This is a genomic window from Mycobacterium persicum (assembly GCF_002086675.1).
GTDB classification, from domain to species: Bacteria; Actinomycetota; Actinomycetes; order Mycobacteriales; family Mycobacteriaceae; genus Mycobacterium; species Mycobacterium persicum.
In genome coordinates this window covers 1-23,135 of record NZ_MVIF01000092.1, presented here as the reverse complement: position 1 = coordinate 23,135, position 23,135 = coordinate 1, and the positions used below count along the sequence as shown (strand labels likewise).

Annotated in this window: 17 protein-coding genes, 1 tRNA gene and 2 pseudogenes; 15 read left to right on the top strand and 5 right to left on the bottom strand. The window is 63.9% G+C overall.

The features are described from left to right. Positions 1-49: 49 nt before the first annotated feature. Together BST40_RS22180 and BST40_RS22175 are read right to left on the bottom strand one after the other, a co-directional pair. A complete protein-coding gene (locus tag BST40_RS22180) occupies positions 50-1,996 on the bottom strand; it encodes a fumarylacetoacetate hydrolase family protein (protein ID WP_083155620.1) in 1,947 nt (648 codons plus the stop codon). Next, positions 1,993-4,260, bottom strand: a complete 2,268-nt coding sequence (locus tag BST40_RS22175; protein WP_075549606.1) for an ATP-dependent DNA ligase — start codon at positions 4,258-4,260, stop codon at positions 1,993-1,995. Before BST40_RS22175 ends, BST40_RS22180 begins: the two co-directional genes overlap by 4 nt. A 299-nt stretch (positions 4,261-4,559) precedes the next feature. On the opposite strand from BST40_RS22175, the gene ku reads away from it, so the two are divergent. The 3 genes from ku to BST40_RS22160 all read left to right on the top strand — a co-directional run bounded on the left by ku (position 4,560) and on the right by BST40_RS22160 (position 8,998). Then, on the top strand, positions 4,560-5,450 hold the full coding sequence (gene ku, locus BST40_RS22170; protein ID WP_075549607.1) for a non-homologous end joining protein Ku: 891 nt from the start codon (positions 4,560-4,562) through the stop codon (positions 5,448-5,450). 53 nt (positions 5,451-5,503) lie between these two features. After that, on the top strand, positions 5,504-6,631 hold the full coding sequence (pstS, locus tag BST40_RS22165) for a phosphate ABC transporter substrate-binding protein PstS (protein ID WP_075549608.1): 1,128 nt from the start codon (positions 5,504-5,506) through the stop codon (positions 6,629-6,631). A gap of 270 nt (positions 6,632-6,901) precedes the next feature. Further along, positions 6,902-8,998 carry a serine/threonine-protein kinase PknD gene (locus BST40_RS22160; protein ID WP_075549609.1) on the top strand — a complete coding sequence of 699 codons (2,097 nt, stop codon included), beginning with the start codon at positions 6,902-6,904 and terminating at the stop codon, positions 8,996-8,998. A gap of 24 nt (positions 8,999-9,022) precedes the next feature. On the opposite strand, the gene pstA is transcribed toward BST40_RS22160, so the two are convergent. The 3 genes from pstA to pstS (BST40_RS22145) are packed head-to-tail and all read right to left on the bottom strand — an operon-like array spanning position 9,023 to position 12,069. Further along, entirely contained in the window at positions 9,023-9,970 is a 948-nt protein-coding gene (gene pstA / locus BST40_RS22155; protein WP_075549610.1) for a phosphate ABC transporter permease PstA, read from the bottom strand. After that, positions 9,967-10,941 carry a phosphate ABC transporter permease subunit PstC gene (pstC, locus tag BST40_RS22150; RefSeq protein ID WP_089025264.1) on the bottom strand — a complete coding sequence of 325 codons (975 nt, stop codon included), beginning with the start codon at positions 10,939-10,941 and terminating at the stop codon, positions 9,967-9,969. The genes pstA and pstC overlap by 4 nt, the downstream gene beginning before the upstream one ends. A 12-nt stretch (positions 10,942-10,953) precedes the next feature. After that, positions 10,954-12,069, bottom strand: a complete 1,116-nt coding sequence (pstS, locus tag BST40_RS22145; RefSeq protein ID WP_075549612.1) for a phosphate ABC transporter substrate-binding protein PstS — start codon at positions 12,067-12,069, stop codon at positions 10,954-10,956. Positions 12,070-12,347: 278 nt separating this feature from the next. On the opposite strand from pstS (BST40_RS22145), the gene BST40_RS22140 reads away from it, so the two are divergent. The 12 genes and pseudogenes from BST40_RS22140 to BST40_RS29610 form a co-directional block, all read left to right on the top strand. Further along, the gene (locus tag BST40_RS22140) at positions 12,348-13,139 is read left to right on the top strand and encodes an SDR family oxidoreductase (RefSeq protein WP_075549613.1); all 792 of its coding nucleotides are present in this window, start codon (positions 12,348-12,350) and stop codon (positions 13,137-13,139) included. 9 nt (positions 13,140-13,148) lie between these two features. Further along, positions 13,149-14,228, top strand: coding sequence for an NAD(P)H-dependent amine dehydrogenase family protein (locus tag BST40_RS22135; RefSeq protein ID WP_075549614.1), 1,080 nt, complete (start codon positions 13,149-13,151; stop codon positions 14,226-14,228). Positions 14,229-14,285: 57 nt separating this feature from the next. After that, entirely contained in the window at positions 14,286-15,536 is a 1,251-nt protein-coding gene (locus tag BST40_RS22130) for an Nramp family divalent metal transporter (protein WP_089025263.1), read from the top strand. Positions 15,537-15,668: 132 nt separating this feature from the next. Next, positions 15,669-16,106, top strand: a pseudogene (locus BST40_RS22125) (gamma-glutamylcyclotransferase family protein); the annotation flags it as partial. A 44-nt stretch (positions 16,107-16,150) separates the two neighbouring features. Further along, a complete protein-coding gene (locus BST40_RS22120; RefSeq protein ID WP_083155616.1) occupies positions 16,151-16,975 on the top strand; it encodes an LLM class F420-dependent oxidoreductase in 825 nt (274 codons plus the stop codon). Positions 16,976-17,062: 87 nt separating this feature from the next. Further along, entirely contained in the window at positions 17,063-17,311 is a 249-nt protein-coding gene (locus BST40_RS22115; RefSeq protein WP_075549617.1) for a type II toxin-antitoxin system Phd/YefM family antitoxin, read from the top strand. Position 17,312: 1 nt separating this feature from the next. Further along, positions 17,313-17,708, top strand: coding sequence for a type II toxin-antitoxin system VapC family toxin (locus BST40_RS22110; RefSeq protein WP_075549618.1), 396 nt, complete (start codon positions 17,313-17,315; stop codon positions 17,706-17,708). Between the two features lie 155 nt (positions 17,709-17,863). Next, positions 17,864-17,939: transfer RNA gene (locus BST40_RS22105), tRNA-Arg, on the top strand. 180 nt (positions 17,940-18,119) lie between these two features. Continuing rightward, positions 18,120-19,095, top strand: a pseudogene (locus BST40_RS32940) (IS256 family transposase); the annotation flags it as partial. Next, positions 19,077-19,373, top strand: a complete 297-nt coding sequence (locus tag BST40_RS33355; RefSeq protein ID WP_371687259.1) for a transposase — start codon at positions 19,077-19,079, stop codon at positions 19,371-19,373. The pseudogene BST40_RS32940 and the gene BST40_RS33355, both read left to right, overlap by 19 nt. Positions 19,374-20,375: 1,002 nt before the next feature. Continuing rightward, positions 20,376-21,308 carry a phosphotransferase gene (locus tag BST40_RS22095; RefSeq protein ID WP_075545064.1) on the top strand — a complete coding sequence of 311 codons (933 nt, stop codon included), beginning with the start codon at positions 20,376-20,378 and terminating at the stop codon, positions 21,306-21,308. Between the two features lie 494 nt (positions 21,309-21,802). After that, a partial coding sequence (locus BST40_RS29610; protein ID WP_142276784.1) for a beta-ketoacyl [acyl carrier protein] synthase domain-containing protein occupies positions 21,803-23,135 on the top strand: 1,333 nt, incomplete at its 3' end.

Sequence of the window (23,135 nt, the reverse complement as noted above, 5' to 3'; positions counted from 1 at the left end):
TCAGACCCAAAACACCCAAAACCATCAAAACCCCACGTCAAAGCCCAAATCACCTATCCAGACGGTCGCAACTTCGGGCTAACCACTCGGCTTGCATCACCAGCAGCCCCGGCAACTCCTGCCGCGGGGCGGCCGGGTCGAGCTCGCGGTAACGCTGATAGATATTGACGACGACCCGTTCGGAGTCCAGCCAGGTCGCGTACTCGCCGAGGTCAATGGTGTCGACCGCCTCGACGAACGACAACCCGTTGCGGTAGGCGGCTTCGGCTTGCTCGGCGATATACACCAGATAGTCACGGACGGCACGGATCCCGTCGCAGTCGGTAACCGGGCCATGGCCCGGCACCACGACGGAGGGGTCCAGCGCGATCATGGCATCGCAAGCCGTTATCCAGTTAGCGATCGGGCCGGCCCAGACGATCGGCGTGCAGCCGATGAACAGCAAGTCCCCGGCGAAGAGCACACCGGCGTCGGGCACGTGCACCACCGAATCGGCGGCGGTGTGGGCGGGTCCGAGGTTCAGCAGTTCCACCCGTCTGCCGCCGACATCGATGGTCCACCGACGGTCGAAGGTCTGGTCGGCGTTGCGTACCGTGATGCCGCTGAAGTCGAAGTGCCCGAAGCGGTCTCGCGCATAGCCGGTGGCGATCGGGCCCAGGTCGGCGGTTTGCAGCCGGGCCAACATGTCCGGGTGCATGCCATGCGCGATCTCCTCGGCCGTGCCGGTGGCGGCGATGATCCGGACCGAGCGATCCAACAGTTGGTTGCCGTGGGTGTGGTCGCCGTTGGAGTGGGTGATCAGCGCGTCGGTGATGGGTGCACGATCGGTGATCGGCTTCATCGCGTCCAGCATCTCGCGGGTCAGGGCCAAGTCGAACAGCGTGTCCACCAACAACGATGCGCCCGCGCCGGCGACCAGCCCGGCGTTGCTCCAACCGTACCCGCCGTCCGGCAGCGTCCACGCCCACCCCTGGTCGGCGACCTCGTGCAGCCCGCGTGTGTAGGGCACTCGCGCCGGCGCCGGGTTGACACGGGTGCGCGGCGGCGGCGCTTCGGGGTTGCGCCGGGGCGTCAATGGATGCGGCGCCGAGCTGACCCGTACCGTCTGGCGCGTCTCACCGAGTCCGTCGACCCGCAGGGTCACCACGTCGCCGTCGTGCAGCCAGCCCGGGAACGAGTCGAGCTTGCCCAGGTGCTCCACCAGCGTGCAGGTGGGCACCGTGCCGGAGCCGAACACGTCACCGGGTCGCAGCGTCACCCCGCGCGAGGCATAAGAGATCACCTCAGCGAATGTCCAGTCCATCGCCGCGGTCGAGCCGGCGCCGATCACGGTGTCGTTGACCAACGCGGTGACTTGCAGGCTCAGCCTGCCGTCGCGGCGGTAGGGCTCCAGCTCGTCCGGGGTGACCAAATATGGACCCAGGGTGACTCCGCTGTCTTTGCCCTTGGCCTGTCCGATGCGCAGCTGGCCTTCCAGCATCTGCAGGTCGCGTGCCGACCAGTCGTTGAAAATCGTGTAGCCGACGATCGACTGTCCGGCCTGCTCGACGGTCAGGTCCTTGCCGCCGGTTCCGATCACCGCCGCGATTTCCAATTCGAAGTCCTGCCAGGCACTTCCGGGCGCCGTCGGCGCATCGTCGTAGGGACCCAAAACCGTTGCCGGACAGGCGAAGTAAAACGCCGGGATACGATACCAGGTGTCGACGAGCACTCGGCCGCCGCCCATGGCCTCCTGACAGTTGCGCACATGGTCCAGGAAGCACAGCGAGTCCCGGATCGACGGCGGGCGTGGGATGGGCGCCGCCAGCGACACGTCGGCGAGACCGACGACCGCAGCCGGTGCCCGCATTGCGGCCTCGCCGGCGGCGCGCAGCCGGTCGGCGCCACCGCCGAGCAGGTCGAGCAGCGCCACTCCCGGTGGCAGGGCATAGATCTTGTCACCGGACAGCACGCCGGCCCGTTCGCCGTCCTCGCTGCGGTAGGTCACCCACTTCATTCCCGCACCACCTCACTCGGATCCTTGTCCGGGCGCAGCCCGCGCCAACTCGTTTGGCGCAGCCGATCGTCGGGGGTCCATTCGCTGTAGCGCACTTCGCCGACCAGGGTCGGCTTGACGAATGTGACACCCTTGGCCTCACGCGCTGGAAGCGAAGCGCCGAAAGGGTTTTCGTCGGTGTGCAACGGCGCCAGCGTCCTTTTCAAGTTGTCCAGGTCGCGTTGGGTGAAACCCGTTCCGACTCGCCCGGCGAAATGCAGCCCGGCTGCACCGGGAATGCCCATCAGCAGCGAGCCGATACCGCTGCTGCGGCCGCCCTCCCCGGTCCGCCAGCCCCCGATGACGACCTCTTGGGTGTTCCAGTGCTTGTCTTTGATCCATGCCGCCGAGCGCCGGCCCGGCTGATAACCGGAATCACGCCGCTTGGCGATCACCCCCTCCCAGCCGCGCTTGCGGGAGTATTCCATGGCTTCGGCTCCATCGCCGGGCAGCAGCTCCGGAACAATGAGTTCACTTGCGGCGGCGAGCGTTTCCAGCAGCTTGCGCCGGTCCTGGTACTTGGCCCGCAGCAGTGCGCGGCCGTCGAGGTAAAGCAGGTCGAACGCCCAGAACTCGATCCGGGTGGCCCGGACCCGGTTCTGCATTTCGTTGAAGCTGGGCACGCCGGCGGGGTCGAGTGCGACCACCTCCCCGTCGAGCACCACCTGATGATCAGCGAGACCGGCTGCCAGCGAACGTAATTGCGGGTATTCCCCGGTGACGTCGCGGCCGCTGCGGGAGCGCAGCCGAACGGAACCGTGGTCGGCTTCCACCAGTAACCGGTAACCGTCCCACTTGCCCTCGAAGGCCCACTGACCCGCCTTCAGACGCGCGACCGAACCGTGGGTGGTGAGCATCGGAGCGAGACTGTCGAAGTCGAAGACCTGCTGGTCTTTCATGCGGTGCGCCAGCCACTGGTTGCCGTCGGTGTGAATCAGCGCATACCGCCCGGAGATCCGGTTGCCGTGCAGGTTGACGATCACTTCGTCTTCGCGAAACTTCTCGGTGTCGTAAGTGCCGGAATCCCAGATGAACACCTTGCCGGCGCCGTACTCCCCCTTCGGGATGGTGCCCTCAAATGCCGCATATTCCAGCGGATGATCTTCGGTGCGCACCGCAAGATGGTTCACCGAGGTGGTTTCCGGCAGGTTCTTCGGCACCGCCCACGACACCAGCACGCCGTCGCGTTCCAGCCGGAAGTCGTAGTGCAGCCGGCGGGCGTGGTGCTCCTGGATGACAAAGATATTACCTTGGCCGACAATAGGTTTAGACCGAGGTACCGGCTCCGGGGTCTTCGACGCGTCGCGCATGCTGCGGTACTTGGTCAGCCGGTCCACGCCGGGCAGGTCGGCATCCAACGGCGCGAGCAGATCACCGTCGCGGGAGACCCGGGCCAGCACCTCGTCATAGCGCAGCTGCCGCAGCCCGGGGTCGTCGAGCTCCTCCCAGCTGCGGGGCGCCGCGACCGTCGGCTGGTCGCGGCCGCGCAGTGAGTACGGCGCGATGGTGGTCTTGGACCCGTTGTTCTGGCTCCAGTCCAAAAACACCTTGCCTGCCCGCAGGCTCTTGGTCATGGTCGCGGTGACCAGCGTGGGCATCGCCTTCTCCAGCTGTTGCGCAACCCGTTTGGCCAGCACCGTGGCGCCTCTGCTGCTCACCGGCTGATCCAGCGGCGCATACAGATGCAGGCCCTTGCTGCCGCTGGTCAGCGGGAAGGTGGTCAGCCCGATATCGGTGATCAGGTCCCGGACCGCATGTGCGACCTCGGCCAGCTGGGCCATCGTCACGCCCTCGCCCGGGTCCAGGTCGAACACCAATCGGGTCGCGGGACCGGGTTTCAGCTCTTGCGCGCCGCGTCGCGTCCATTCGGCGACGAACCGCCACTGCGGCACGTGCACCTCGAGCGCCGCCTGCTGAGCTATCCAGGCCAGCCCCGTCACGCTGTCGATGATCGGATAGGTGGTAGTTCCGGACCGGTGTTCGACGCTTGCCCGCGGCAGCCAGTCCGGCGCCGAAGATGCCAGCTGCTTTTCGAAGAACGACGGCTGGTCGACTCCGTTGGGCCAGCGTTTGCGGGTCGCCGGACGCCCGGCGATATGCGGCACCATCACCTCGGCGATGCGGGTGTAGTAGTCGAAGACATCGCGCTTGGTAGTCCCGGTCGCCGGATAGAGCAGCTTGTCCGCGTTGGTCAACGTCACCCGCGGCTCCGTCGCCGAACCCATACCTTCAACGTAACCCGTTGACATGGAGCGCGCGCTGGCAATCGGCAGAGCCCTGGTCGACATCGTCGATGGCCCGATGCCGCCGAGCACGTCGACGAACGTCCCGGTCCAATGGGCAACGCTGGTCCGGCGACGGCCGGCGCACCCGGCTTGCGCCGGGCCAACGTCGACGAACTAGATTCGCCGGCTTAGCTTTTCAGTACGGCGGGGCGAAAGTGTGCGTGGGGTTCGATCGCGCAGTGCGCTAAGCCGCCGTGGCGTCGCTGTTAACCGCCCCGCGTTGTGGGCATACTGACTCCATGCGCTCCATCTGGAAGGGTTCGATCGCCTTCGGCCTGGTGAACGTGCCGGTCAAGGTGTACAGCGCCACCGAAGACCACGACATCAAGTTTCACCAGGTCCACGCCAAGGACAACGGACGCATCCGCTACAAGCGGGTGTGCGAGGTGTGCGGCGAAGTGGTCGAATACGGCGACCTGGCTCGGGCCTACGAATCCGACGACGGCCAGATGGTGATCATCACCGACGACGACATCGCCACCTTGCCCGAGGAACGCAGCCGCGAGATCGAGGTCCTCGAATTCGTCCCGGCCAGTGAAGTGGATCCGATGCTGTATGACCGTAGCTACTTCCTAGAGCCCGACACAAAATCATCCAAATCCTATGTGCTGCTGGCTAAGACGCTTGGAGAGACAGACCGGATGGCGATCGTGCATTTCACCCTGCGCAACAAGACCCGGCTGGCGGCGTTGCGGGTCAAGGATTTCGGCAAGCGCGACGTCATGGTCGTGCATACGTTGTTGTGGCCGGACGAGATTCGCGACCCCGACTTCCCGGTACTGGACAAGAAGGTCGAGATCAAACCGGCGGAGCTCAAGATGGCCGGACAAGTGGTCGAGTCGATGGCCGAAGACTTCAACCCGGACCGCTATCGCGATACCTACCAGGAGCAGCTGCGGGAACTAATCGACGCCAAACTCGAAGGTGGGGACGCATTTACCACCGAAGAGCAACCGACCGTACTGGACGAGACCGAAGACGTCTCCGATCTGCTCGCCAAACTGGAAGCCAGCGTCAAGGCGCGCTCGGGCGACAAGAAACCACCGGCGACGAAGGCCGCCAAGAAGACACCGGCGAAGAAGACACCGGCACGGAACAAGGCCCCCGCGAAACAAGCGTCCAAGTCCTGACCAGGGTGGGCGCTGTTGGCCTATGCTCGTCGTGCTGCCGAGAGGAGTATTCCGTGAAGTTGCCCCGATCTGGACGAACTCGAGCCGCGCTGAGCCTGCTACTGGTCAGCATCGTGGTCTTGGCGGCCTGCGGCGGTCATTCCGGTAACACGTCGTCGTCGACCGGGTCCAGCGCCCCCAGCGTCCCGGTGAACTGCGGCGGCAAGAAGAAGCTCCTGGCGGCGGGTTCGACAGCACAAAAGAACGCGATCGAACAGTTCGTGTATGCCTACATCCATGCCTGCCCCGGCCACACGCTGGACTACAACGCGAATGGCTCGGGCGCCGGCATGAAGCTCTTCCTGGGCAACCAGACCGATCTGGCGGGCTCCGATTCCCCGATGGACCCGGCGAAAGGCGAGCCCGACAAGGCCGCGGCACGCTGCGGGTCGGAAGCCTGGGACCTGCCGGTGGTCTTCGGCCCGATCGCGGTCACCTACAACATCAACGGTGTCAGCACGCTCAAATTGGACGGCCCCACATTGGCGAGGATCTTCAACGGTGCCATCAGCAGATGGGACGACCCGGCGATCACCGCCCTCAACTCGGGTACCAGCCTGCCATCGACCCCCATTCACGTCGTCTTCCGCAGCGACCAGTCCGGCACCACGGACAATTTCCAGAAATACCTCGACGCCGCTTCCAACGGCGCGTGGGGCAAAGGCACCGGCCAAACATTCAACGGAGGTGTCGGCGAAGGCGCCGCCGGCAATGACGGCACGTCTCAGGCGCTGAAGCGAACCGACGGCTCGATCACCTACAACGAGTGGTCCTACGCGGTGGGTCATCAACTGAACATGGCCCAGATCATCACCTCGGCCGGCCCGGATCCGGTGACGATCACCGCCGAGACCGTCGGCAAGACCATCGCCGGGGCCACGTTCAAGGGTCAGGGCAACGACTTGGTGGTGGACACGTCCTCGTTCTATCGACCCACCAAGACCGGCGCCTACCCGATCGTGCTGGTGACCTACGAGATCGTCTGCTCCAAATATCCCGACGCGCCCACCGGTGCCGCCGTAAAAGCGTTTATGCAGGCCACAATTGGCGACGGCCAAATCGGTTTGGACGAGTACGGCTATATTCCGCTGCCGAGTTCGTTCCAATCGAAATTGATTCCGGTGGTCAACGCCATCGCATGATCGGCCGCCACTCGTGGCGGGACGATTGCGGCGCCGGTCCAGCCAGGCGGAATTATGCCGATCACCGCACGAATCGCCAAGTGTCGCAACGACCTCGGCCGGCAACCGGTTGCCGACCTGATAATGCAAACCAAATTTTATCCTGAGCCGCTGGTCAGAAATCACTGAGAGTAAGCCCGATTTTGTTGTGTCCCCGGTCTTTGAGGATTTACCGTGTGTTAACCAACGGTGTCCGGTGGATCGGCGGACCGGACGAAGGGAGCGTCGACGGTGAGCGAGACCGAGCCGGGTTCGCGGGTTGGGTCGCGCTTCGGGCCTTACCAGTTGGTGCGGTTGATCGGTCGCGGCGGCATGGGCGAGGTGTACGAGGCCGAGGACACCCGCAAGCACCGGATCGTGGCGTTGAAGCTGATTTCGACGCAGTACTCCGAGAACCCGGTGTTTCGCGCGCGGATGCAGCGTGAGGCCGACACCGCGGGACGGCTGACGGAACCGCACATCGTGCCGATCCACGACTACGGCGAGATCGACGGCCAGTTCTATGTGGAGATGCGGCTCATCGACGGAGTATCCCTGCGGACCTTGCTCACCCAGTACGGTCCGCTGGCCCCGGCACGGGCGGTGGCGATCGTGCGGCAGGTCGCCGCCGCACTCGACGCGGCGCACACCAGCGGGGTCACTCACCGCGACGTCAAGCCCGAGAACATCCTCGTCGCCGCCAACGACTTCGCCTATCTGGTTGATTTCGGCATCGCACGCGCCGCCCACGACCCGGGGCTGACCCAGAGCGGGATGGCCGTGGGAACCTACAACTACATGGCCCCGGAAAGATTCACCGCCGACGACATCACCTACCGCGCCGACATCTACGCGCTGGCTTGCGTTTTGGGGGAATGCCTGACCGGGGCGCCCCCCTACCGGACCGACAGCGTCGAACGATTGATCGCCGCACATCTCATGGAGCCGCCGCCACGGCCAAGCCTGCTACGACCCGGCCGAGTTCCGCCAGCCCTCGACGAGGTGATCGCCAAGGGCATGGCGAAGAATCCCCAGGAGCGCTACATGAGCGCGGGGGACCTGGCGATCGCCGCACACGATGCGCTCACCATGCCCGAGCAGCGTCAGGAAGCCACCATCTTGGAGCGGGGCGACAACGCGACACTGATCGCCAACGCGGGTTTCGGCGGCGCCTGGACCAACTACACGGGCGCCGGTCCCCAGCCCCAGCCTCCGCCGCCGATCGCTCCTCGACCGCCGCACCCGGCCGAAGACGAGACCGCGGTCAGGCCGGTACCCAGCCTCCAGGGATGGCGGTCAAAACCACACAGTTCCGACCAACGGACCCAGGCTGCCCCCGTCGTCACCGGCACCGGTTGGCCCAGCCAGCCCGGGCTGTCCCCCGTCGGCCAGGGGGCCGCCGGGCGGGGTGCCGGTTCCGCGGGCTTGCCGTCGTTCAACCAGCCGTCGCCATCTCAACCCACGAGCCCACGCAACAAGCGCAAGACGTGGACCGTCGCGGCCGTCGTCGCGACCGTCATCCTGGTGGTGGCCGGCATCAGCGCGTTCGTGGCCACCAGACCCAAAGGCTCGACACCTCCGCAAGGTCAGGTGGTGCTGCCCTTCAACGGGCTCAACTTCCGCTTCTCTCCGGGCGGGGTCGCGGTCGACGACCAGGGCACCGTTTACGTCACCAACCAGACCATGTACGGCCGGGTGGTGACGTTGCCGGCGGGCTCCAGCACGCCGACCGTGAAACCGTTCAACGGGCTGTACGAGCCGCAGGGCCTGGCCGTTGACGGCTCCGGCACCATCTACGTCAGTGATTTCAACAACCGGGTGGTGTCGTTGGCGGCCGGGTCGAATCGCCAGGTCGAGCTGCCCTTCAGCGGACTCAACTATCCCGAGGGGATCGCGGTGGATGCCCAGGGCGGCGTGTACGTCGCCGACCGGGGCAACAACAGGGTGGTCAAGTTGGCGGCCGGCTCGACCAGCCAGACGGTGCTGCCGTTCAACGGCCTGAAGAACCCCGACGGGGTGGCCGTCGACAGCGAGGGGAACGTCTACGTCACCGACACCGACAACAATCGGGTGGTAAAGCTCGAAGCCGGCACCAGCAATCAATCCGTCCTGCCGTTCACCGGCCTGACCGCGCCGTGGGGTATCACCGTGGACGGTGCCGGCAACGTCTACGTCACTGAACACGACAACAACGCGGTGGCGAAGTTGCCGGCCGGGGCAACCGCGTCCACCGAGCTGCCATTCACCGGACTCAACACCCCCCTGTCGGTTGCGGTCGACGAGAAGGGCAACGTCTACGTCGCCGACCGCGGCAATGGCAGGGTGCTGAAACTCGCCCAGGGTTCCTAGGCAGGCCCGGCGCGCCGGCGGCCGCTACCGAGCGACCATGAGGCGAAGCCCGGCCCGGATCACGCCGATCGTCGACGCTCGGGTGGACACGAAGCGAATCCCCGCCGCGACCACGTTGATCACGGCCACCAGGATGATCAGCGTCAGCGCGGCACCCCACACCCGCAGGAAGCCGGCGTGTTCGGGGTTGGTGAGTTCGGTGTAGATCAGCAACGGCAGCGAGGCCATGTTGCCGTTGAAGATGTCAAGGTTGATCGAACGGCTGTAGCCCACCAGCACCAGTACCGGGGCGGTCTCGCCGATGATGCGCGCCAGCGCCAGCAGCACACCGGACACAATGCCCGGCATCGCGATCGGAACGACGATGCGCACGATCGTCTTCCATTTCGGAACGCCCAACGCATAACTGGCTTCGCGCAGCTCGTCGGGCACCAACCGCAGCATCTCCTCGGTAGAGCGCACCACCACCGGCAGCATCAACAGGACCAGTGCCAACGACACCGCGAAGGCGCTCTGCTGAAATCCCAGGGTGGCGATCCACAGACTGAAGATGAACAGCGCCGCCACGATCGAGGGCACCCCGGCAAGGACGTCGACCATGAACGTGGTCACCCGCGCCATCCGGCCGGTGCCGTATTCGACCAGGTAGATCGCGGTCATCAGGCCCAGCGGCACGGCCAGCAAGGCCGCCACCCCGGCCTGCACCAATGTCCCGTAGAGCGCGTGGTACACACCCCCGGCGAACTCCTCCGGCAGCACGCCGCGCAGCGAATGAGTCCACCAGTCCACCCGGATGATGGCATACCAGCCGCGCTCGATCACCACCCACAACAACCAGACCAGTGGCACCAACGCGATGGCGAACGAGCTGAAGAACACCACGGTCGCCAGGCTGTTCTTGATCCGCCGCGCCAGGCTCAGCGGACGGAACACCACCGCTTTGACCGGTCGGTCGAGGGCGTCGACGCTCATCCGTTGACCTTCCCGCCGGCCACGGCACGCGCGGCGGCGTTGACCACGAAGGTCAGGACGAACAGCGCAAACCCGGCCGAGATGTAGGCGCCGGTCGGCAGCGGCTCACTGAACTCCGACGCCGCGGAGGCGATCTTGGACGCAAACGTGTAACCGCCGTCGAACAGCGACCAGTTTCCGGGGCGGGCCGCCGACCGCAAGATGATCAGCACCGCCACGGTTTCGCCCAGCGCACGCCCCAACCCCAGCATCGACGCGGCGATGACACCGCTGCGCCCGAACGGCAGCACGGTCATCCGCACCACCTCCCATTTCGTCGCGCCCAAAGCCTGGGCCGCTTCGATCTGGATAAGCGGCGTCTGCCGGAACACTTCTCGGGATACCGAGGTGACGATCGGCAGGATCATCACCGCCAACACGATCCCGGCGGTGAAGATGGTGCCCCCACCGGCCAGCGACACGTTTCCCTTCGTGAACAAGAACAGCCAGCCAAGGTTGCGGTTGAGAAAATCTGCGACCGGCTCCAGCTTGGGCGCCAGCACGAAGATTCCCCACAACCCGAAAACGATCGACGGCACCGCGGCCAGCAGATCCACGATCGCGCCGAACGGACGCGACAACCTTCTGGGCGCATATTGGGTGAGGAACACCGCGATCCCGACCGCAACCGGTACTGCCAGCACCAGCGCGGTCATCGAACTAAGAACGGTGACCATGAACAGGTCGCGGATGCCGAACGCCAACTTCTCGTCGTCGGCCGTGTTGAATTCGGCGCTGGTGAAGAAATTCACGTGGTTGGCGCGCAACGACGGGACGGCACGAAGCAACAGGAACACCGCAATCAGCGCGATTGCGACCACGATCGTCAAACCGGCGGCCGAGGCCGCCGACTTGAACAGCCGGTCCGCCCGCCGCGACGCGCGCGCGTCCACCTCTACCAGCGCAGGCATGGCCAGCGGGCCTCGGACCACGTCGACCTCAGATCAGGCGATGGCGTTCACCGCGGTCGACAACCTCGACTTGAACCCGTCCGGAATGGGGATATAGCCGTTGTCGGCCAGCCCATTCTGACCGGCGCCGATGGTCGACTGCAGGAACGCTTTCACCGCGGTACCGACTTGGGAGTCGGGGTACTTGGAACAGACAATTTCGTAGGTCGCCAGCACGATCGGGTAGGAACCGGGCTGCGTCGGCCGGTAGAACGACACCGTGTCCAGCACCAGGTCGTTGCCCTGTCCCTTGATCGTGGCTCCCGCGATCGTCTTTCCGACCGACTCGGCGCTGATGGCCACCGCTTCCGGACCGGCCGTGGTGACGATCTTGGCCATGTTCAGGTGCTGCGCCTGAGCGAACGACCACTCGTTGTAGGTGATGGACCCTTCGGTGCCCTTCACCGCGGCCGACGTGCCGTCGTTGCCCTTGGCGCCCTCGCCGACACCGCCCGCGAATGCCTTTCCGGCGCCCTTGCCCCAGGCGCCGTTGGAGGCGGCGTCAAGGTAGCGCTGGAAGTTGTCCGTGGTGCCGGACTCGTCGCTACGGAACACCACGTGAATGGGGGTCGCGGGCAGGTTGGTGCCCGAGTTGAGGGCCTGGATCGCCGGATCGTTCCAGCTGGTGATGGTGCCGTTGAAGATCTTTGCCAGGGTGGGACCGTCCAGGTTCAACGAACTGACGCCGCCGATGTTGTAGGTGACCGCGATCGGACCGAACACCACCGGCAGATTCCATGCCGGCGAGCCGCCGCAGCGCTGTTGCGCCGCCGCGGCCTCGTCCTTGCTCAGCGGTGAATCCGAACCACCGAAATCGGTTTGGTTACCATTGAATTCGCTGATCCCGGCGCCCGAGCCGTTGCCGGTGTAGTTGAGCGTCTGACCGGGGCAGGCCTGCTCGAATGCCTTGACGAAGCGCGTCATCGCGTTGGCCTGGGCCGTGGACCCGCTCGCCTTGAGTGTCTTCTTCCCGCCGCAGTTCACGTTGCCCGACGATTGGCCTGACGTGGAGCCGCCCCCACTCGCGTTGTTGTCGCTGCCGCAGCCCGACAAGAGCAGAGCGCCCGAAGCCAGGATGCTCAGTGTGGCGCCAAACCCGTTGAGTTTCAATTCAATTCCTAACGGTAGACCTTCGCCGGACCGCACTTGGCCACGGCCCGCAAACCAGCCGCTTTCTTCGCAGCCACGAGGCTACCGTAACAATCGGCCGTCTTGAACCAGTTCATCAGTCGGCCGCCACGCAGACACATGGCGTTCGTCGAACCCGACGCGTGGACCCGTTACATCTTTGCGTCGCTGTGAGAAAGTAGAACCCGTTCCAGAAACACCTCCAGCCGAGACGGGCGAGGGTCGCCGCCGTCTCGGCCGACAACTGAAACGAGGCCGCAGTGATCCTCGACAGGTTCCGTCTCGACGGCAAAGTCGCCGTTATCACCGGAGGTGGTCGCGGCCTGGGCGCGGCTATCGCGTTGGCTTTCGCCGAGGCCGGCGCCGACGTGGTCATCGCCTCCCGAACGCGATCCCAACTGGACGAGGTCGCCAACGCGGTGCGCGCCGTCGGGCGGCGCGCCCACGTCGTCGCCGCCGACCTGGCCCATCCCGAGGCCACCGCGGAGCTGGCCGGTCAGACGGTCGAGGCGTTCGGCAAGCTGGACATCGTCGTCAACAACGTCGGCGGCACCATGCCGAACACGTTGCTGACCACCTCGACCAAGGACCTCAAGGACGCTTTCACCTTCAATGTCGCCACCGCCCATGCGTTGACCATCGCCGCCGCGCCGTTGATGCTGGAGCACTCCGGGGGCGGCAGCATCATCAACATCACGTCGACCATGGGCCGGCTGGCCGGACGTGGTTTCGCCGCCTACGGCACCGCAAAGGCGGCCCTGGCCCACTACACCCGGCTGGCAGCGTTGGACCTGTGTCCGCGCATCCGGGTCAATGCGATCGCGCCGGGGTCGATCCTCACCTCCGCGCTGGACGTGGTGGCCGCCAACGACGAGCTGCGCGCCCCGATGGAACGGGCCACACCGCTGCGCCGGCTCGGCGATCCCGTCGACATCGCCGCTGCCGCACTGTATTTGGCCTCGCCCGCGAGCAGCTTCCTGACCGGCAAGACGTTGGAGGTCGACGGCGGCCTCACCCACCCGAACCTCGATCTTCCCGTCCCGGATCTGTGAGGAGCCAGCATGCCCATACCCGTCGTCCAGCTCGGCACCGGCAACGTCGGCACCCATTCGCTGCGGGCGCTCATCACCAACCCGGCCTATCAACTCACCGGGGTGTGGGTGTCGTCGGACGCCAAGGCGGGAAAGGACGCGGCCGAGCTTGCCGGAATCCCGCACGCCACCGGAGTCAAGGCCAGCACCGATCTGGACGCGGTACTGGCCACCGGACCGCAGTGCGCCGTCTACAACGCGATGGCCGACAACCGGCTCTCCGAGGCGCTGGACGACTATCGACGGGTCCTGGCGGCCGGGGTGAACGTCGTCGGCAGCGGACCGGTTTTCCTGCAGTATCCGTGGCAGGTAATCCCCGACGAGCTCGTCAAGCCACTCGAAGATGCTGCGCGCGAAGGTAATTCGAGCCTCTACGTCAGCGGTATCGACCCGGGCTTCGCTAACGACCTGCTGCCGCTGGCACTGGCCGGCACCTGTCAGAGCATCGAGCAAATCCGTTGCATGGAGATCGTCGACTACGCCACCTATGACAGTGCCGTCGTCATGTTCGACGTGATGGGATTCGGCAAGCCGATCGACGAGATTCCGATGCTGCTGCAGCCCGGTGTGCTGAGTTTGGCGTGGGGTTCGGTGGTGCGCCAACTTGCCGCCGGGCTTGGCCTTACCGTCGACGTCGTCGAGGAGATGTACGTCCGCGAACCGGCTCCGGAGGCCTTCGACATCGCCTCGGGCCACATTCCCGAAGGCAGTGCCGCGGCGCTGCGGTTCGAGGTGCTGGGCCTGGTCGACGGCGCGCCGGCCGTGGTGCTCGAACATGTCACCCGGTTGCGCGCAGACCTGTGCCCGGATTGGCCGCAGCCCGCACAACCGGGCGGCTCGTATCGCATCGAGATCACCGGCGAGCCCTCGTATGCCATGGACATCTGTCTGAGCAGCCGCCACGGCGATCACAACCATGCGGGACTGGTCGCCACGGCGATGCGCCTGGTCAACGCGATCCCGGCGGTGGTGGCCGCCGAACCGGGTATCCGCACGACGCTCGACCTGCCCTTGATCACCGGTAAGGGTCTCTACGCCGCTGGCGATTAGTCGGACCGCGCGGTGGCCCCGCCGGACAGGTTTCGGCTAACCTCACTTTTTTATTCGATGCCTGGATCAAAGGTCGGTGAGTTGGCGCAGGACACCCAGACATCGCTCAAGACCAGCTGGTATCTGCTCGGACCCGCCTTCGTTGCCGCGATCGCCTACGTCGACCCCGGAAACGTCGCCGCCAACGTCAGCTCCGGCACCCAGTTCGGCTACCTACTCCTGTGGGTGATCGTCGCCGCCAACGTGATGGCCGGCCTGGTCCAGTACCTGTCGGCGAAGCTGGGGCTGGTGACGGGCGACTCCCTGCCCGAAGCGATCGGCAAGCGGATGGGGCGTCCGGCCCGGCTGGCCTATTGGGCGCAGGCCGAGATCGTGGCAATGGCAACCGATGTGGCCGAGGTCATCGGCGGGGCTGTCGCGTTGCGCATCCTGTTCGACGTGCCGCTGCCCGCCGGCGGGATCATCACCGGGGTCATCTCGATGTTGCTGTTGACGGTGCAGGACCGCCGCGGCCAGCGGTTGTTCGAACGGGTCATCACCGGTTTGCTGCTGATTATCGCCGTCGGCTTCACCGCCAGCTTCTTCGTTGCGACGCCACCATCGGATGCCGTCCTGGCCGGCCTGATCCCGCGGTTCCGTGGCACCGAGAGCGTGCTTCTGGCCGCTGCCATCCTGGGTGCCACCGTCATGCCGCACGCGGTGTATCTGCATTCGGGGCTGGCCCGCGACCGGCACGGGCATCCCGAACCGGGGCCGTTCCGGCGGCGGCTGCTGCGGGTCACCCGGTGGGACGTCGGCCTGGCCATGGTGATGGCCGGCGGGGTGAACGCCGCCATGCTGCTGGTCGCCGCGCTCAACATGCGCGGTCGCGGAGATACCGCGTCGATCGAAGGCGCCTACGCGGCCGTGCACGACACATTGGGTGCGACGATCGCGGCGCTCTTTGCGATCGGATTGCTGGCGTCGGGTCTGGCGTCGGCGTCGGTGGGCGCCTATGCCGGGGCGACGATCATGCAGGGATTGCTGCACTGGTCTGTTCCGATGGTGGTGCGCCGGTTGGTCACGTTGTGCCCAGCGGTGGCGATCCTGGCGATCGGCTTCGACCCCACTCGCACGTTGGTGCTCTCGCAGGTGGTGCTGTCGTTCGGCATACCGTTCGCAGTGCTCCCGCTGGTCCGGCTGACCAGCGACCCGCGGGTGATGGGCAGCGATACCAACCACCGCGCCACCACCTTCGTCGGCTGGGTGGTGGCGGTCATGATCAGCCTGCTGAATGCGGTGTTGATCTGCCTGACGGTGGCGGGGTAATCAGACGCGTCGGTTGCCCGGTACGGCAGGATGGGTGGTGTCGTCATCCCCTGGGGCTCGCCGGAGGTCAATTTTGCTACACGGCATCCGCGTCGCGATCTCATGCTGACCGATCCGACGGTGGCCTGCTGAATGGCCACCGGTCGGCAGCGCTACTTCGCCTACGGCTCCAACCTGTGCGTCCGGCAGATGGCGACGCGCTGCCCCGACGCGAGTGATCCGCGGCCCGCGGTGCTGTCGGACCACGACTGGTTGATCAACCAGCGGGGGGTAGCCACCGTCGAGCCGTTCACCGGAAGTCAGGTGCACGGGGTGCTCTGGCAGGTCTCCGACCACGACCTGGCCGCCCTGGACAGCGCCGAGGGAGTGCCGGTCCGCTACCGGCGCTATCGGTGCAGCGTGCACACCGGCACCGGACCAACGACGGCCTGGGTGTACATCGACCACCGGGTAACCCCGGGCCCGCCGCGGCCCGGCTATCTACCCCGCATCATCGACGGCGCGATCCACCATGGACTACCACCACGCTGGATCGACTTTCTGCACCGCTGGGACCCCGCGCGCTGGCCCCGGGCGCGATCCTGGTAAGTGGCGTCGCAGCAAGTGAACGGAGGTTGTTGGTGGCCAAGGACTTTCGCTTCGGACTCAGCGTTCGCTTCATCAAATCGCGGATGGCGCTGCAGGAGAAGGTGCGGCGGGCCGAAGATCTGGGGTTCGACATCCTTTGTGTGCCCGATCATCTCGGTGCCGCGGCACCGTTTCCGACGCTGACCGCGGCGGCCATGGTCACCACGAGAATCCGGCTGAGCATGTACGTGCTCAACGCCGCGTTCTACAAGCCGGCCCTGCTCAGTCGCGAGGTCGAGGCGCTGGACCTGCTCAGTGACCACCGCCTCGAGGTAGGCCTGGGCACCGGTTACGTCCGCGAGGAGTTCGACGCCGCCGAATTGCCGTACCCCAGCGCCAGGGCCCGGGTGGACCACCTCGCACACACGGCGACCTATCTGGAAGAACATCACCCTGGAGTGCCGATCCTGATCGCCGGAAACGGCGACCGGGTGATGACGCTGGCCGCCCGGCACGCCGACATCATCGGACTGACCGGCGCGCGGGTCCACGACGCCGAGGACCCGCTTGCCGAACGGGTCGAGTTCGTCCGCAGGGCCGCCGGCGAGCGGTTCGACGCGCTCGAGCTGAACCTGGCGATCACGGCGGTGCCGGCCGAAGGTGAGCGCATCCCGAACTTGGCGATGACCCGCCGGTACGCGCCGGAGTTGTCCGACGAGGAGATACTGGCGCTGCACTCGGTGCTCAGCGGGTCGCCCCGGGAAATCGCCGACACATTGTCCGGTTACCGCGACAGCTACGGGGTGACGTCGTTCACCGTCCAGGACAACCACATGGACAACTTCGCGAAGGTGATCGCGGAACTGCGCTGAGTCGCTTTCCGGTGACGGCTGCGCCGGCGCCCGCTCCACGCGTAGCGAGCCGTAGCATTCTTTGCTACGTGCAGCTACGATCGGCCCATGGCCAGGACAATCGCGCAGCGCGATCTCCGTAATGACAATGCGAAGGTCATCGATGCGGTAGCGGCAGGTGAGACGTTCGTCGTGACTCGCAATGGCGAACCGGTGGCCGAGCTTCGCCCGATTCGGACTATTCGCCGCACCTTCATCACTCGCGGTGAAGTCGCGGCACTGGCCGGCGCAGCGGTGCGTATCGATCATCGTCAGTTCCGCGCCGACCTCGACCGGTTGATCGACCAAGGCCTCTGAGGTGACGTCCGGCCTCTTGGATACGTCGGTCGTCATCGACTGGCATGACCCGGCGGTCGTCGCCGCACTGCCCGACGAAATGGCGATTTCAGCAATCACGGCTGCCGAGCTGGCCGCCGGTCCGCTGCTGGCCACGACGCCGATCGAGGCGGCCAAGCGCCAGGCCCGATTGCAGGAGGTGGAATCGAGGCTGGAGCCGATCCCGTTCGACGGGGCCGCCGTGCGCAGTTACGGGCTCATCGTGGCCGCCGTGGTGCGGGAAGGGCGAAACCCGCGAAGTAGGTTCGCGAATCTGTTGATCGCCGCGACCGCGCACGCCAATCGCCTCGATCTCTACAGTCGAAACACCGAGGACTTTTCTGGGCTCCAGACACTGATCCGCGTCGTCGCGGTCTGACACCAACGCCCCCGCCTGACCGGTCGACCACGGCGAGACTCGCGCCGGTCAAGGACCGAACGTCGCTGGCATGCGTGGGTGCTGCCGCGCCCCCGATACACTGACACCGCCCCAACACCGACGGCCAGCAGCGCCCTCGCGGCCCTCGGCGCTTCGCCCTCGTAGCTCAGGGGATAGAGCACGGCTCTCCTAAAGCCGGTGTCGCAGGTTCGAATCCTGCCGGGGGCACCAAGGGTTTGGCGCCGGGTCAGGGACGGGGTAAGCCCCCTGGGGTGGTGGGCTTTCGGGGGGCTGAGGCGGCGCCTGGGCTGTAGAGGTCCTGGTGTGTCGTTGACGGTGTTGGGGTGGGCCATCGCGTAGTGGTCAGTGAGTTACCGACCAAAGAGACTCACGAGAGGACCGCGCGACACGATGACCCAGGACCATTGTGACTTGCTTGCTCAGCTTGATGCGCTGAAGTCTGCTGATGCCGGTGCGGTGTTCGCCGAGCTGATCCGGGCCGGGCTGCAGGCATTGATCGAGGCGGAGGCCACCGAAACAATCGTTGCTGGCCGCTACCAGCGATCAGCCGATCGCGGCACGCACCGTGATGGGCACCGACCCAAAACGGTGTCCATCACCGCCGGCGGCATCGAGGTGCAGATCCCCAAGCTGCGGGCCGGATCGTCCTTCCCCTCGCTGCTGGAGCGCCGCCGCCGCATCGACCGCGCGTTGCACGGGGTGATCATGGAGGCCGACGTGCACGGGGTGACGACCCGCAGTGTTGATGATCTGGTGGCCGCGATGGGCGTCGACAGTGGGGTCTCCAAATCAGAGATCTCGCGCATTTGAGCCGGCCTGGATAAGGAGATCGACGCCTTACGCACCCGCAGCCTGGCCCACACGCAGTTTCGTACGTGTTCTGCGACGCTACCTTCTGCAAAGTACGTGTCGGGGCGCATGTGGTCTCCCATGCCCCTAGTAGTGGCCACCGGGGTGTCCATCGATGGCACCCGCGAGGTGCTGGGCACCGCCGTCGGAGACAGCGAGACCTACGAGTTCTGGCGCGAGTTTTTGGCTTCACTGCGCGCCCGTGGACTCTCGGGGGTGCATCTGGTCATCTCCGATGCCCATGCGGGGTTGAAAGCCGCTGTGCACAACCTTTCACCGGGTCGTCGTGGCAACGCCGGCCGGTGCATTTCCTGCGTAAGCTGCGCACCGCAGTATCGGCCAAACACGCCCCGGCGGTGACCGCCCCGGTCAAGACGATCTTCGCCCACACCGATCCTGAGGAAGTCGCCGCCCAATGGACCGGGTCACCGACACCCTGGCGGGCAGCTTCCCGAAGGCGGCCGACATGATGAGCCAGGCCAAGACCGATGTGTTGGCGTGCACCGCGTTCCCGAAAGCGCATCGGCAGATCTGGTCGAACAACCGCATATCGAACGACTCAACAAGGAGATCAAGCGCCGTGCCGATGTCGTGGAGATCTTCCCGAACCCCGCAGCGTTCTTGCGCCTGTCCACCGCGGTGGTCATCGAAGGCCACGATGAATGGCAAGTCACCCGCCGCTACCTCTCCGATGTCTCCATGGACGAACTACGCGCCGTCATTGCTAAACAAACACGCCGCTGCAGCACTTACCAAAGAACACCAAATCCTCTAGCGTTCAACATGACTCGTTGAGCACCATGCGTGAACCACGCCAGATCCGAAGTCCACCAATCCGCGGGACGCTATCCAGTGACGACACCGGGCCACCGAGATGACTCCGCCGCCTTCCTCGCGCCGTTCGGCCGGGCACGGATCCGCGACTCTCGCCTCGCCACCATGACGATTGAGGCTCAGCGACGGCAACCAACATAATCACGGACACCTGCTAACCGGCTCGTCAGGCAGTACTGGGCCTCTTCGGTTCGCCCCTACTTCGAGATATTCTGTCAGGCAACCACGGTCCGCTCCTCACAAGAAATCTGTCTACAGCGCAGGGTTGACGACACCGTTGACCTGTGCGACTATTGCCGATACGTATGTATCGTTACTAATGCAGATGAATCGGGCTGGCGTGGCAGTCGAAGCCATATAGACGCTGCGCCGTAAGGGCTAGGGGTGCAACCGGGGTCGCTGCAGACACCTTTACTCAAGTGGCGGTGTAATCGTCGGAAATGGTGAACCAAGTCAATATTGTTGTTAATTCAGGTATCTATGATCAGCCGCACGTTTGAGCGAGTGATTTTACAGAGTAAGCAAAAGATTCCGTCCATAACGGAGGTTGTTGAATTTCGAAAACATTAACGTTAACGTGGCCATCATCAGGGATGAACGCGAAAACAACTGAGGAACCGTGGATCCAGGCTAAGAGGTTGACGTCCAGCTGGTTGTCACCGGTGAGCCCGATCCCGAAGTCGTTGTTGCCAGTCCGGGCGTTGTTGCTGCTGTCAACCGCAGGAATCGAGGTCAGCGCAGATGCTAGTTGGCAATCAGCCCGGCGAGCAACGCTGTGGCTATGTTTGATGCCCTAACGTCGTTGTGGCGGAATAATGTTAGTTGCGATTGGGTCATCTGGTGACAAGCCAATTTGATCGAGTTGTCGCGCGGCCAAGCGACCTCACAGCCGCGTGGCTTAGCAGGCAGATCGGAGCGGGAACTGTCCTGGACTTTGAAGTTGAGCCTATCAGTACCGGCTTGATGAGCGACTGCTATCGCCTAAGGCTGGATTACGCGCGCAACCCCTCCAACCGCCCGAAGCCCCAGTCAGCAGTATTGAAGCTCGCAGCAGAAGATCCGACGAGCAGGCAAACCGGGCTCGCACTGGGGTTCTACGAGCGCGAAGTCCGCTTTTATCGCGACCTCGCATCCCGCTTTGATGGACAGCTAGTACCGTGCTATGATGCTGCGCTCGACGCTTCTACCGGAACGTTTCACTTGCTCATGGGCGATGCAGCACCGGCGGTTGCCGGGAACGACATTCAGGGCGCCACGCTAGACCAGGCTCGACTGGCGCTCGTCACGTTGGGCCGTATACACGGATTGCTGATCGGCGACAGCGCGCTATCCGAGTTCCCGTGGCTCAATCGGAATATGCCTCTTACCCAGGCACTCATCTCCGAGCTCTACCCCGGCTTCCTTGATCGGTATGGCCACAATATGTTGCCCGGCCACCGCGCATTGTGTGACCGGGTGGTGGCTACGTTTCACGAATGTCGTCACGTGGCTAACGAAGCTGACGGACCGCGTATGTTCGGTTTGGTTCACGGTGATTACCGTCTCGATAACCTACTGTTTGGCACTACTGCAGAGCGGCCGTTAACCGTCATTGATTGGCAGGCCGTTTGCTGGGGCCCAGTGATGGCTGATCTGGCATACTTCCTGGGCTGCGCTATTTCGACGGAGAAGCGCCGTAAACACTACGACACCCTGCTACGAGCGTACCACAACGCGCTGGGCGCACAGTCTCAAATCAGCCTCTCTGATGTCTACGAGGGGGTGCGACGGCGAAGTCCACTATGCGTCGCAAGGATCATTGCTTCGGCAATGTTGGCCGGACGCACTCAGCGGGGCGATACCTTAATCATGGCGGCGCTACAACGCAATTGCGATCATGTGCTCGACATTAAATAGCATGGCCGGAGTGTGGTTATACGATGGATACTCGACCCATGAAGCGTCGCGTCATAGGAGATTCTCGAATCTACGCGATGCAGGTTGCGTTTGCCCTCTCTACGCGCATGTCAATGCCCTCATACCACTATACCACTCCTTTTCGTTGCTCATTAGGCGAATATGGGCACCCACTTCCTGAAGCGAACAAGGCATAATGACATGGTACTAGCTCACTGGTCGCAGCCGATCTGCGCCATGCATTCTCAGACATCTTCAGGGACGTTAGTCGCCAATATGCATAATTGGTCCAGCCTACAGTATCTATCGAAAACTGAGATATTTTCGTTGAATTCAGAACATTTCGATCCGTCGCGTTCAAAATTGACATTCGTCGCAATTGAAACCGTGCCCATTATTCAGTGGAGTCTAGCCACTGTTTGGAACATTATTCACTTATTATTCCGGGTTGCGTCACCGAGGCGCCCAGATCCTAATTTCGAAGGTCCTTATTTATGACAGATGACAGCAATCAAATACTAATCATCGGCCTGTCGTGTAGGGTAGCCGGCGCCAACAGTCCCAACGAGTTCTGGCAACTATTAACGCAAAGTCGGAGCAGTGTATCCGAGAGCATGCCCAACCGCCATGCAGATGAGATCGTCGACTCTCGTATACACCATCTCAGCGCACTGAAATATGGCGCATTTATTGAAAACGCGGATAGTTTCGACGCTTCATTTTTTGGCATTTCAGCCGATGAAGCCGAAAAAATGGATCCGCAGCAACGCATAAGTCTTGAACTCGTCTGGTCGGCTCTCGAAGATGCATGCATTGTTCCAGAAGACCTCGCCGACAAATCTGTGGGGCTCTTTATCGGTGCGATGCGTGATGACTATGCTTCCCTTCTTTCGCGTAGCCACTCAGTGATTAACTCTCGAAGCACGCTAGGGTCGCTTCGTTCCGTCATCGCAGGGAGGATCTCACATTCTTTCGGACTAACAGGGCCGAGTCTGGTGCTCGACACCGGGCAGTCGTCATCCCTAGCTGCAGTCATCTTGGCAATGGAAAGCTTGCGAAGGAGAGAGTGTGATCTGGCGATAGCCGGCGGGATCCATCTAAATCTTGACCCATATGCGGCGGCGAGTGTGGCCGAATTAGGAGTTCTCTCATCCAGCGGAATATGTCGCCCCTTCGATGCGCGCGCCGATGGTTACGTTCGAGGTGAAGGCGGCGGCTTTATTGTGCTTACGCGAGCTGGTAGTAAGTTCGCGCATGGAAGACCGCTATACTGTGAAGTCCGCGGTGGCGCGATCATCAACGACGGTAGCCGGCTCACACTCGTAAGCCCAACCGTCGACGGGCATAAACGTCTGTTCAATACCGCGTTAGTTGCGGCGCGTACTGAGCCTTCAGTGGTCGATTATGTGGAAACGCACGGAACCGGTACGCAAGTCGGAGATCTCGCTGAGGCGCAAGCGCTTATCTCAGTATATAGGAGTAGCGACGTTGCGCAACACAAGTATCCACTCATTATAGGCTCATCAAAGCCCAATATTGGACATCTTGAAGCCGCTGCCGGAGTCATTGGTGTTATCAAGGTGGCCCTTGCTTTTAAGAACGGACTATTGCCCCCGACCCTTAACTTTGCTGAGCCGAATTCAGCCTTAGCAGACCACGAATCAGTCATACGTGTCCTTGCTGTCGGCACTGAATGGCCGGATACCGATCATGTGAAAACTGCGGCGGTTTCCGCGTTTGGGGTCAGCGGCACCAACGCTCATCTGATTGTTCAACAAGCCCCTGCTGCGGATCCTGCGGTGATACCCGCCGCCAATGATGATGATG